At 62.5% G+C, this 12,806-nt stretch carries 7 protein-coding genes; 2 read left to right on the forward strand and 5 right to left on the reverse strand.

What is annotated here, in order from left to right; translation table 11 throughout:
* Positions 1 to 524: 524 nt before the first annotated feature.
* Positions 525 to 1,100, forward strand: a complete 576-nt coding sequence (locus CYR52_RS14395; RefSeq protein ID WP_101828808.1) for a hypothetical protein — start codon at positions 525 to 527, stop codon at positions 1,098 to 1,100.
* A gap of 565 nt (positions 1,101 to 1,665) precedes the next feature.
* Here CYR52_RS14395 and CYR52_RS14400 read toward each other — a convergent pair.
* The 5 genes from CYR52_RS14400 to CYR52_RS14420 form a co-directional block, all read right to left on the reverse strand.
* Positions 1,666 to 3,081 carry an efflux transporter outer membrane subunit gene (locus CYR52_RS14400; RefSeq protein WP_101828809.1) on the reverse strand — a complete coding sequence of 472 codons (1,416 nt, stop codon included), beginning with the start codon at positions 3,079 to 3,081 and terminating at the stop codon, positions 1,666 to 1,668.
* A 2-nt stretch (positions 3,082 to 3,083) separates the two neighbouring features.
* Positions 3,084 to 6,203, reverse strand: coding sequence for a multidrug efflux RND transporter permease subunit (locus CYR52_RS14405; RefSeq protein WP_101828834.1), 3,120 nt, complete (start codon positions 6,201 to 6,203; stop codon positions 3,084 to 3,086).
* A 32-nt stretch (positions 6,204 to 6,235) separates the two neighbouring features.
* Positions 6,236 to 9,418, reverse strand: a complete 3,183-nt coding sequence (locus CYR52_RS14410) for an efflux RND transporter permease subunit (RefSeq protein WP_101828810.1) — start codon at positions 9,416 to 9,418, stop codon at positions 6,236 to 6,238.
* Positions 9,415 to 10,695, reverse strand: coding sequence for an MdtA/MuxA family multidrug efflux RND transporter periplasmic adaptor subunit (locus CYR52_RS14415; protein ID WP_101828811.1), 1,281 nt, complete (start codon positions 10,693 to 10,695; stop codon positions 9,415 to 9,417). The genes CYR52_RS14410 and CYR52_RS14415 overlap by 4 nt, the downstream gene beginning before the upstream one ends.
* Before the next feature lie 303 nt (positions 10,696 to 10,998).
* A complete protein-coding gene (locus tag CYR52_RS14420) occupies positions 10,999 to 12,264 on the reverse strand; it encodes an acid phosphatase (RefSeq protein WP_101828812.1) in 1,266 nt (421 codons plus the stop codon).
* 242 nt (positions 12,265 to 12,506) lie between these two features.
* Between CYR52_RS14420 and CYR52_RS14425 the strand changes: the two genes are divergently transcribed.
* Positions 12,507 to 12,803, forward strand: a complete 297-nt coding sequence (locus CYR52_RS14425) for a DUF1902 domain-containing protein (protein ID WP_072928369.1) — start codon at positions 12,507 to 12,509, stop codon at positions 12,801 to 12,803.
* Positions 12,804 to 12,806: the final 3 nt, after the last annotated feature.

Raw genomic sequence — 12,806 nt, forward strand, 5'->3', positions numbered from 1 at the left:
GTGTCGTTGTCTACCCGGCTTTCCAAGCCTCAACCGAGCAGGGCCTGCCGGCGCGCCGGCCCTGCACCCGCGCGCTTTCGGTGTCCCGGCAGAATTATTGCCCGCGCTGCGGGTTCCCTCCTTCGGTCTCCGGGCTAATCGGGCCGGGCCAGACACGCTCCCGGCGTGGCTGTCCCTCTCGCGGGCGTCCTGCCCGCTCACCCGGCCCTGCGTCCTCGTCGGCAATAATTTTAATGCCCCCACCACTTCTGCAAATTTGTGGGTATGTAAGGAAAGAGTAGGGGGAGGTTTTTGGGTGGTCGGTGTGCTCGCCCGGCCCTGCGTCCTCGTCGGCAATAATTTTAATGCCCCCCACCACTTCTGCAAATTTGTGGGTATGTAAGGAAAGAGTAGGGGAAGGATTTAAATCACCCAATTTTTTGTTTATTTAGCCTTATTAAAATCATGTTTAAACGCCTTGATATAGTCATCTGTTTATTAACAGGCGTATTGTTAGGGTTATTTTTTAATGAAAGGGATGAAAAATGGCACTGCCAATTTATTTGTGGCTGGAAAATTATTTATCGGGAGTGGGTAAGGAAAGAGTTAATATAAAGAGAAAGAGCGTGGTGCCTGACAGGGTAATTAACTTGTGTGGAAGGTGCTCCTTATTTAAGCGTGAAATAATCCTCTTCTGCACACTGCTATTTTCGGGTGTTGTAAGCGCCACAGGTCCTGATTGCTCGGATATCAATAGTTGGCCAACACAAATAACGGCAAATTTGCTGGCAAAGTTTGGTATTAAAAGTGAAAGCATCATCTTCGAAAAGACCAAAACGGATTTACTAGTTTCTGGGAAAATAACGAAGAAAGAAGCTGAGGGTTTAATTAAAAGAGAAGTTGAGCGTGCTGGCCGGATAGGCTTATCAAACGCTCCTCATCTTTTTGATGATATCTATCTTTCCCAGCCTATTTATAAACAGATTTACAGAATCCAGTTTACTGGTAAAAATAATCAATTGTTCCGTTTTATGACTACAACGCTTGCCTCTGATGAAGAGTGCTCCATCAGCGTTGAAGCGATTGCCCATATTGATGATGAATTGTTATGGCCGCTTTAATTCTGAAATAAAACATCATTGCCGAGTGGAGGCGCGGGGCGGGGCGAACGGGCATGGACGCCAAAGCATCCCCCCGCCTACCATTTCCTTACATACCCATAAATTTGCAGAAGTGGTGGGGGGTATAAACATCATTACCGAATGGAACTGTAAGACGGGATGGGCGAGCAGAACGCCAAAAAAACGCCCCGCCTACCATTTCCTTACATACAAAAATATATGCAGTCTGGTGGGGGCGTAAAAATCATTGCCGAGTGGAGACGCAGGGCCGGGCGAGCACACAAGGATGTGTGCGAGAGTCGCAGCCACGCCGGGAGCGTGTCTGCGGCGGCCCGATTAGCCCGGAGGCGAAATGAGGGGACACGCGAGAGCGGGCAATGATTCAGCCGGGGTACCGAACGTGCGCGGGTGCAGGGCGAGCGCACTGGCGCGCCCTGCTCGGTTGAGGCGCGAAAAGTCGGGTAGACAAATACACATGAGCAACCGAAACCTTCCACAAAAACCCTTAAAAGCCGTACCGCGTACATCATGCCCGCGGGTGCAGGGCCGGCAGAACACAGCCGGATCACTCCCCGCTCTGCGCCGCAGGCGCACCATACCCGCCCCCTAACGCCACAATCAGCTTCACACTTGTCACCCGCTGGTCTGCCAGCAGGGACAGCAGGCTCTGCTGCTGCGACAGGCTGGTCGCCTCGGTCGTCGCGACGTCGAGGTAGTCGATCATCCCGGCCTGATACTGGTTATTGGTCACACGGGCGGACTCGCCGGCCGCGGCGGCGGCGGCGCGCTGGGCGGCGATCTCACTCTCCAGCGTGTGCAGTTCCACCAGGTAGTTTTCCACCTCCTCGAAGGCGCTCAGCACACTCTGGCGGTAAGCCGCGACGCTGGCGTCATAACTGGCCTGCGCCTGCTCCACGCTGGCGCGCGTGGCACCAAAGTCCAGCAGGGTGCCGCTCAGCTCAGGGCCGAGCGACCAGACGCGGTTCGGTGCGGAAATCAGCTTATGCAGCGTCGAACTGCTGTAACCGCCGCTGGCGCTCAGCGTCAGATCCGGGTAATACCCGGCGATCGCCACGCCCACCGCCGCATTGGCCGCGGCCATATTGCGCTCGGCGTAGGCGATGTCCGGGCGGCGCTCCAGCAACTGGGAGGGCAGGGCCGCCGGGATCGGCGGCAGGGTGGCGTCTGCTTTCGCGACGGCCAGGGTGAAATCAGCCGGTGGGCGGCCCATCAGCACCGCGATGGCGTGCTCAAGCTGGGCGCGCTGCCACTGGAGATCCAGCGACGAGGCGCGGGCGCTTTCCAGCTGGGTCTGCGCCTGCGCCAGCGTGGCGCGTGACTCGCTGCCGGCGCGGTATTTGTTCTCAATCACCCGCAGGTAACGCTGGTACGCCTCCACGCTCTGCTGATAGAGCGCGATCTGCTGGTCCATGATGCGGAGCTGGAAATAGTCCTGCGCCAGGGAGGACTGGGCGCTGAGGGTAATGTTCGCCAGCTCGGCGGCGCTGGCCTGTGCGCTGGCGCGGTCACTCTCCAGCTGGCGGCGCAGTTTGCCCCACAAGTCCAGCTCCCAGCTGGCGCTGACCTGCGCCTGGTGGCTGTTGCTGATACTGTTGCCGTTGGCCGATGAGGCGGCCCCGCTGGCGCTGCGGCTGCTGCTCACCGTGCCGCTTACCGTAGGGAAAAAACCGGCCCGCGCGCTGGCGACCAGCGCCTGGGCCTGCCGGTATTGCGCCTCATACTGCGCCACGTTCTGGTTGGAGATCTGCACCTGCGCCAGCAGGCTGGAGAGCACCGGATCCTGGTATACCGCCCACCAGTCGCCTTTGGCGGCCGTGTCCTGCGGCGTGGCCTGCGTCCAGCCTTTGGCTTCCTTGAACTGGGCGGTCATCGGCGCAGAAGGGCGCTGGTAGTCAGGGCCGACGGTGCAGCCGGCCAGCAGCAGCGTCAGCAGCGCCGGGATAAACGGGGAAATTTTCATGCTCATTCAGGGTGTCCAGTTGTTGCCGGGCGGTGGCGCAGGCGCTGCCACAGCCGTTTGGTACGGGCGCTCAGGCGGTCCATATAGAGGTAAACCACCGGCGTGGTAAACAGGGTCAAAAGCTGGCTCAGCGCCAGGCCGCCGGCGATCGCCAGCCCCAGCGGGCTGCGCAGGTCAGCGTCACCGCCGCTGCCAAGCGCCAGCGGCAGCGCGCCGAAGAAGGCGGCCAGCGTGGTCATCATGATCGGGCGAAAGCGCATCAGGCAGGCCTGCACAATCGCCTGTTCCGGCGTCAGGCCGCGGTCACGTTCCGCCGCCAGCGCGAAGTCGATCATCATGATGGCGTTTTTCTTCACAATGCCGATCAGCAACAGAATGCCGATCAGCGCAATTACCGTAAGCTGGGTGCCGGTCACCAGCATCAGCAGCAGCGCGCCGACCCCGGCCGAGGGCAGGGTGGAGAGGATGGTCAGCGGGTGGATGTAACTCTCATACAGCATCCCGAGCACGATATACACCGCCGCCAGCGCGGCCAGGATCAGCCACGGCATACTGGCCGTCAGGTCGCTGAAGGCTTTTGCCGTGCCCTGGAACCCGGCCTGGATGGTGTCCGGCAGGCCGATTTTCGCCATCGCCTCGTCAATCACCTGCTGTGCCTGCTCCAGCGACACGCCGTCCGCCAGGTTAAACGCCACTGTGCTGGTGGCGGACTGCCCCTGGTGCGCCACTGACAGCGGCGCATTGGCGCCGCTCAGGCGGGTGAAGGCGGCCAGCGGCACCTGCGCGCCCTCGTCATTCACCACATACAGCGAATGCAGGATCGCCGGGTCACCGGTAAAGTCCGCGTTGAGGTTCATCACCACATGGTACTGGTTCAGCGTTTTGTAGATCGTCGCCACCTGCCGCTGGCTGAAGGCGTTGTTCAGCATCGTATCCAGCGTGTTGACGTCCACCCCCAGCCGGGTCGCGGCGTCACGGTCGATGGTCAGCATCACCTCCTGGCCGCCGGTCTGCGAATCGCTGTCCACGCTGGTGAGCTGCGGCAGCGCCTCCAGCGCCTTTTTCACTTTCGGCGTCCAGACCCGCAGTGTGTCGAGTGAATCGGCCTGCAAGCTGAACTGGTAAGAGGCGTTGGCGCTGCGGCCGCCGATGTGCAGATCCTGCGCGGGCATCAGGAACAGCTGCAACCCCGGCTGGCTCATGCCCTTCATGGTCAGCCGGTTGGCGACCTCGGTGGCGGTGGCGTCACGCTTGTCGAAATCTTTCAGGTGCACAAAGAAATTGGCGCTGTTGCGCGAGCCGAACGCGCCGCTGCCCATTGAGGACATCACACCGTCCACCGCCGGGTCAGCCTGGATCATCTTCGAGAACTCCTCCATTTTCGGCTTCATCGCCTGGAAGGAGGTGCTCTGGTCGGCACGCAGCATCCCCATCAGCAGCCCGGTGTCCTGGTTCGGGAAGAAGCCCTTCTGCACCACGCTGTAGAGGAACACATTCAGCACAATGGTCAGCAGCAGGCTGAACAGCGTCAGCCGCTGGTGGCGCATCACCCAGGTCAGCGCCCGGCTGTAGATCGCCAGCAGGCCGCTGAGGCCGCGTTCAATCGCCTGGTAGAGCGGGTGCGGGCGCTTCTCCACGGGGGGCTTGCGCCGCAGCAGGCGGGAGCAGAGCATCGGCGTCAGGCTCAGCGACACCAGCATCGAGATAACCAACGACACGGTGAGCGTCACGGCAAACTCGCGGAACAGCCGCCCGACGATGCTGCCCATCAGCAGGATCGGCAGGAACACCGCCACCAGCGACAGCGTCATCGACAGCACGGTAAAGCTCACCTCCTGCGCGCCTTTCAGCGCCGCACGCACCGGCCCCAGCCCCTCTTCGATGTAGCGGGTGATGTTCTCCAGCACCACGATGGCGTCATCCACCACAAAGCCGGTGGCGATGATCAGCGCCATCAGCGACAGGTTGTCCAGGCTGTAGTCCAGCAGGTACATCACCGCGCAGGTGCCGATCAGCGAGACCGGCAGCGCCAGCGCCGGGATCACCACCGCTTTGACGTTACGCAGGAACACAAACACCACCGCGATCACCAGCAGCACCGCGATCAGCAGCGTCTCTTCGGTGTCGCGCAGGGAGGCACGGATGTTGGGCGAACGATCCACCACGATCTGCAACCCGACGTCACCCGGCAGCGCCTCACGCAGTTCCGGGATCAGCGCCTTGATGGCATCGATCGTTTCCAGCATGTTGGCCCCGGCGGAGCGGGTCACGCCCAGCATCACCGAACGCGACTGGTTGTAGTAACCGACGTTGTAGTTATCCTCCACCGCGTCATACACCGTGGCGACATCGCCGAGGCGCACCGCTTTGCCGTCCTGATAGCGGATAATCAGCGAACGGTAGGCTTTCGCCTTGTCGAGCTGGCCGTTGCTGTCCACCACCCAGGATTGCGCGCTGCCCTGCAAAATCCCTTTCGGCTGGTTGCTGGTGGCGTTGGCGACTGCGCTGCGCACCGTGTCCAGCGACAGGCCGTAGTGCGTCAGCCGCTGCGGTTCGAGGTCGATGCGCACCGCCGGCAACGCACTGCCGAGCAATGACACCTCACCGACCCCCTGCACCTGCGCCACTTTCTGTTTGATCTGGCTGGAGGCGAGATCGTACAGCTCGCCGCTGGTGCGGGTCGCGGAGGTGAGCGCCAGCATCACCACCGGCGCATCAGAGGGGTTGGCTTTGCGGTAGGTCGGCAGCGACGGCATGCTGCTCGGCAACAGGCTGCGGGCGGCGTTGATCGCCCCCTGCACATCGCGCGCTGCACCGTTGATGTCACGGTCCAGCTCAAATTGCAGGATAACATTGGTGGAGCCCTGCGAACTGCTGGAGGTCATCTCGGTGATGCCGGCAATCTGCCCCAGCGCCCGTTCCAGCGGCGTGGCGACGGTGGCGGCCATCGTCTCCGGGCTGGCACCCGGCAGGCTGGCGCTCACCATAATGGTGGGGAAATCGACCTGCGGCAGCGGGGCCACCGGCAGCAGCCGGTAGCCGAGCGCGCCCAGCAGCAGGATCGCCAGCGTCAGCAGCAGCGTCGCCACCGGGCGGAAGATAAACAGCCGCGAGATGTTCAGCGGCCGCGCCCGGCGCGGTTCACGCGGTTCGCTCATCGTGCCCCCTGCGGGCCTTTACGCCGCCAGAGTGCCCGGCCGCGGATCGCCAACCGGTCAAAGTAGAGGTAGATAACCGGCGTGGAGAACAGCGTCAGCACCTGGCTGAAGATAAGCCCGCCGACAATCACCAGCCCGAGCGGCTGGCGCAGTTCCGCGCCGGAGCCGTGCGCCAGCATCAGCGGCAGGGCGCCGAGCAGCGCGGCCATGGTGGTCATCAGGATCGGCCTAAAGCGCAGCAGGCAGGCCTGGTGGATCGCCTCACGCGGTGACAGGTGCTGTTTCTGCTCCGCCTCCAGCGCGAAGTCGATCATCATGATGGCGTTCTTTTTCACAATCCCGATCAGCAGAATCACGCCAATCAACGCAATCAGGCTGAACTCCGTGCCCGCCAGCAGCAGCGTCAGCAGCGCGCCGACCGCCGCCGAGGGCAGGGTGGAGAGGATGGTTACCGGGTGGATAAAGCTCTCATACAAAATGCCCAGCACCACATACATGGTCAGCAGCGCCGCCAGGATCAGCCACAGCGTGTTGCCGGTGGCGCTCTGGAAAGCCGCGCTTTCGCCCTGGTAGCGCAGGGTGATGCTGGACGGCACCTTAAGCTGCCGGCTGATGTCCGTAATCGCCTGCTGCGCCTCCTCCAGTGAATAGCCCTCGTTCAGGTTGAAGGAGAGCGTCACCGCCGCGAACTGGTTCAGCCGGGCGTGCACCAGCGCGCCGGTGCGCTGGTGGATGGTGGCAATCGAGGTGAGTTTCACCATGCCGTTGGTAGCGCTGGTGCTGGTGCTGGTGGAACTGCCGCTGGTGCTGCTGTCCGTGGTGGTTGTGCTGTCAGTGCTGCTGTCGCTGTTATTGGTCGCCAGGTAGATATCATCAAACGATGCCGGCGACTGCTGGAAGCGCGGCGCAACTTCCAGCACCACGCGGTACTGGTTCGACTGGGTAAAGATGGTGGAAACCAGCCGCTGGCCGAAGGCGTTATACAGCGCGGTATCGACGTCCGCGGCGGTGATGCCGTAGCGCGCCGCCGCGTCGCGGTTCAGCTCCACATAGGCCACCTGGCCCTGATCCTGCAGGTTGCTGACCACGTCGCGGAACGCCGGGTTGGCCGACATCGCCGCCGCCAGCTTCGGTGTCCACTCCACCAGGTTTTCACTGTCGGCATCGTCCAGCGTGAACTGGTACTGGCTCGGTGTGACCTGATCATTCACCGTGAGATCCTGCGACGATTGCAGATAGAGCTGGATGCCCGGCACCTGCGCCACCGCCTGTTTCAGCTCGTCAATCACCACGTCAGCGCGTTCGTCCCGCTCATCAAAGGGTTTCAGGTTGATCTGTATCCGCCCGCTGTTGAGGCTGGTGTTGGTGCCGTCAATGCCGAGCGTGGAAGAGAGGCTCTCCACCGCCGGGTTTTTCAGGATGATGTCCGCCAGCGCCTGCTGGCGGCGGCTCATCTCCTTGAACGACACATCCTGCGAGGCCACGGTAATGCCCTGGATAAGCCCGGTGTCCTGTGCCGGGAAAAAGCCTTTCGGCACCACCAGGTAGAGCAGGGCAGTGAGCGCCACCGTCGCCAGCGCCACCAGCAGCGTCAGCCGCTGGTGGTTGAGCACCACCGTCAGCAGGCGGTCGTAACCGGCGATCAGCCGGTCAAACACCTCGCCGCCCTTGCGGGAGAAGCGGCTCTGCTGTGCTTCCGGGATATGGCGCAGCAGGTAGGCGCAGAGCATCGGCGTCAGCGTCAGGGAAATCACCATCGACACCAGAATCGACACCGCCAGCGTAATGGCGAACTCGCGGAACAGCCGCCCGACCACGTCACCCATAAACAGCAGCGGGATCAGCACCGCGATCAGTGAGAAAGTCAGCGAGATAATGGTAAAGCCGATCTGCTTCGAACCGTTGAGCGCCGCCTGCATCGGCGTTTCGCCCTGTTCCAGCCGCCGCGAGATGTTCTCCACCACCACGATGGCGTCATCGATCACAAAGCCGGTGGCCACGGTCAGCGCCATCAGCGACAGGTTATTGACGCTGAACCCGGCGAGGTACATCACGCCGAAGGTACCGACCAGCGACAGCGGCACCGCGATGCTGGGGATCAGCGTCGCGGCGATGTTGCGCAGGAACAGGAAGGTCACCATCACCACCAGCGCAATCGACAGCACCAGTTCGAACTGCACGTCACTGATGGAGGCGCGGATGGTCTGGGTGCGGTCAGAGAGCACCGACACGGTGACGCCGTCCGGCAATGCGGCCTGCAACGCCGGCAACTGTTTCTTAATCGCGTCCACCACGGCAATCACGTTGGCGCCCGGCTGGCGCTGCACACTGATCACAATCGCCGGCTGGCGGTTGGCCCAGGCGGACTGGTAACTGTTCTCCTCCGCCTCGGTGATGGTGGCGAGATCCCGCAGCCGCAATGCCGCGCCGTCCTGATAGGTCAGGATCAGGTTGCCGTACTCCTCAGCGGTACGCAGCTGGTCATTGGCATCAATGGTGATGGAGTGGTACTGGCCGTCAAAGCCGCCTTTGGAGCCGTTGACGTTGCTGTTGCCGATAAGCGTATTGACGTCTTCCAGCGTCAGGTTATGCGCCGCCAGCGCCTGCGGGTTCATCTGCACGCGGATCGCCGGCTGGTGGCCGCCTGCCAGCGTCACCATGCCGACGCCGGAGATTTGCGACAGCTTCAGCGCAATCCGGGTGTTCACCAGATCCTGCACTTTAATCAGCGGCAAAGAAGGCGAGGTGGCTGCCAGCGTAATGACGGCGCTGTCCGCCGGGTTGACCTTTTTATAGGTCGGCGGGTTGGGCAGGTCGCTGGGCAGCAGGCTGTCGGCAGCGTTAATCGCCGCCTGCACTTCCTGTTCCGCCACATCCAGCGAGAGATCCAGGCTGAATTTCAGCGTAATGATCGACGCGCCGCCGGAGCTGGTGGAGTACATCTGGCTCAGCCCGGCCATCTGCCCGAGCTGGCGCTCCAGCGGGGCCGTGACGGCAGAGGCCATCACATCCGGGCTGGCACCGGGGTACAGGGTGGTCACCTGGATGGTCGGGTAGTCCACCTGCGGCAGTGCCGAGGTGGAGAGCATCCGGTAGGCAAACAGGCCGGAAAGCAGGATCGCCGCCATCAGCAAAAGGGTGGCGACCGGCCGCTGGATAAACAGGCGGGACGGGTTCATCGCGCGGCGTTCCCGTCAGCGGCCGGGGAGGCGGCATCCGTGGGCGGGGCTTTCTTGTCCGTGGCCGTCGCCGGTTGGCCACCGGCTGCCGGGGTGGCACCGGTGGTCGCGGCCTGTGCGGTGACCACGCGCACTTTCGCGCCGTCCTGCAGGCGGTCAATGCCGGTGGTGACCACGCGGTCGCCCGCGGCGACACCGGAGAGGATCGCCTGCCAGGTGTTGCCGAACGCCGGGCCGCTTTTCACCGCCTTGCGGGTCACGGTATTGTCTTTGTTCACCAGATAAACGAAATCGCCGTCGCTGCTGAGCTGCAACGCCTGCGCCGGGATCACCACGGCGTTTTTCAGCGTAGTGGTTTGCAGGCGGATATTGACGAACTGGTTCGGGTAGAGCTGCTCATCCTGGTTGTCGAACAGCGCTTTGAGTTTGATGCTGCCGGTGGCGGTGTCGATCTCATTGCTGATAAAGCTCAGTTTCCCTTGCGCCAGCACGCTGCTGCCGTCCTGGTCGATGGCGGTGGCGGGCAGCGTTTCGCCCCGGTGCAGCGGCTTCAGCACGGTTTGCAGGCTGGCCTGCGGCACGCTGAAGGTCGCGGCGATAGGCTGGGTCTGGGTCAGGGTCACGATGCCGGTGGTGTCACTGCTGTGCACCATGTTGCCTGCATCCACCAGCCGCAGGCCGACGCGGCCGCTGACCGGCGCGGTGATGCGCGTGTACTCCAGGTTGAGCTTTGCCGCCTCAATCTGCGCCTGATCGGCCTTGATGGTGCCGAGGTACTGGCCGACGGTGGCGGTCTGGGTTTCCAGATCCTGCCGTGACAGCGAGTCCTGCGCGTAGAGCGTTTTATAGCGGGCGAGGGTCAGCTGCGCGCTTTTCAGCAGCGCCTGATTTTCCGCCAGCGCCCCCTGGTACTGCGCCAGCGTGGCCTGATAGCTGCGCGGGTCGATCTGCGCCAGCAACTGCCCGGCCTCCACCTGCTGCCCTTCGGTGAAATAGACCTTCATCAGCTGGCCATCCACCCGGCTGGTGACGGTGACGCTGGCATTCGGCACCACGGTGCCGAGCGCAGACAGGTAAACCGGCACATCCGCCTGTTTCGCCACGCCTGCCTGTACCGGCGTCGCCATGCCGCCGCCCATCATACCGGGGCCACCCATCCCGCCGGGGGCCGACGGCTGGCGGGAAAAGTAGAGCCAGCCACCGGCAATCAGCGCGATGACCAGCAGGAGAAGAAGAAAGTTACGCCGGGAAAACGGGGAGTGTGCGTGGGATTTCATGCCGGTGCCGAATTGTCCTGTAAAAAAAGAAAAGCATTATGCCAAGGGCCGGGGGGCCGGTTATAGGCCGCAGACCGTAAGCATTGCGTAAAAATGTGTGGCTAACAGATTAGCATGGTTTGTGTTTTCGCCCTGGAAAAAGCGGGCCGACGCGCCGGGCGCTGCGTGCGCAGGACGGTGTGGCGCGGGGTTTTAGCAGAAAAACCCCTGTCCGCGCCATCAGATAAGCACGCGAATCATCGTTTTTTCATGAAGTATGCTGAAAAAGCAGCCAGACCGGCCGGTCTGGCTGGGGGAGGCGGGTTATTTGGCGGCCAGCACGGCGTCATGCAGGTTCAGGCGCTGCCAGAAGTTCTGCTCACCTGCGCCGCCGGAGAGCGGGTAGCCGTCCGCCAGGGCAGTATGGCGCATCAGGTCACGGCGGGCGGCGGCACTGAGCTGCGGCAGCGGCGCTTCCAGCAGCACCTCTGCCCCGGCCGGCACCTGCAGCGGCGTGGCGGCGGCGGTGGCCTTCGGCAAGTCGTAGGTCATGGTGAAGCGGTAGAAGCTGCGCATCGCCGGGGCGGTGTACGGGTCATCCTGCCCCTGGGGGGCCGCACACTGCGCCAGGCTCATGCCGCACTCTTTTTCCAGCGCGCTGCGCAGTTCGGTTTTCGCCTGCTCAAACAGCGTGCGGTAGGCCGGGTCATTCAGGTAGTGGGCGACATTGCGCTCAGCGATCATGCGCGAGCCCATCACATCCAGCGGGTAGTGCACGCCCAGCACCACGCGGGAGAAGCCGTAACGCGCCCCGCGATCCAGCAACGGCACAAAACGCTCCGGGATCATCTCCGCCATCAGCAGCGCATCAGTGTAGCCGGTGTTGGTATGGCCGCTGGGGAACGCCCCGCCATCGGCGGTGTAGGGGTGGCCGTCGGCGATCACCACGTTATCCGGCACCAGATGGATGCTGTTGCCGGTTTGCAGGAACGGGCGTGCATAGTTGAAATGTTTTTTCGCCGCGCCGGTGCTGACTTCGCTCGCCTTGATCAGTGCGGCAGCCTTGCCCAGCTCACCCTTGTCATAGGCAGTCAGGAACGCCTGGCCGAGCCGTGGCCCCATCGCGTCCGCCAGGAAGTAGAGGTAGCTGATGCCCTCGGCATCGGCCAGCGCCTGATGGCGTTCGCCCTGGGTGGCGTCACGGTTGATGGCGGTGACGGTCTCCAGGCTCTGTGTTTTAACGGCCGCCGGCAGCGCGTTGAACGGCTCCAGCAACGCAATCCCCGCCTGCTGGTTGGCTTTTGTGCCGAAGTCATAGCCGCTGGCCTTGAGCCAGGCGGTGTCTGCCTGTTGGTGCTGCTTCGCCTGCTCCAGCTGCGCGCGGGTCAGGGCCGGGGCGGTGCCCTGGATAGCGTGCTGCAAACCGGCCAGCATGGTGGCCTCCAGCGACACAAACGCCGGGGAGTCCGCCGCCGGGGTGGTGCTGTCGACAATCGGGGTGAGGCGGGTGACATCCGGGGCGGCCTCAGCGGCCTGCACGGCCAGTGCGGCCAGCAGTGCGCCGGCCATCAACGTGCGGGAAAAGCGCATGATTTAAGTCCTTGTTAAGTTTACCTTGCCGCCAGCAGGGTAAACCGCCCGGATGACGTTTTTATGTCAACGCAACACGGCGCTGCGCTAACCCTCTATTATTCTGTGCAGCCTTTGAACGGCCTTATCTTTTCCTGGAATGCGCTGCGCATTTCAGCGACGTATGACTTGTTGCGAGGTGGGGGGAGCCGATAACATTCTTCCTGTTCCGGCACTGCGCGCCGGGGCATTAAGGAGAAACCATGAAAAATTTACGTTGCATGATCTACCCACAAAACGGGGTGATAGTCGCCATTTGTCTGGACCTCTCATTGGCGGCGCAGTCGGATTCAATGCAAAAAGCCAGGGATGCGCTGGAAGAACAGATTGCGGATTATCTTCAGGAAGCCGGTGCCGAGCCTGAGCACACCGAGGCGATGTTGCGCCGCCGTGCACCGTTCAGCCTCTGGGTAAAGTACTACCGCATTGCACTCTTGATGAAACTCAACCTGCCCAAAGGGCCATCTTCGGTCTTTACCGAACCTTGCCCGGCCCTGTAGCAC

This window comes from Chimaeribacter arupi, from assembly GCF_002858805.1.
Classification (GTDB): Bacteria; Pseudomonadota; Gammaproteobacteria; order Enterobacterales; family Enterobacteriaceae; genus Chimaeribacter; species Chimaeribacter arupi.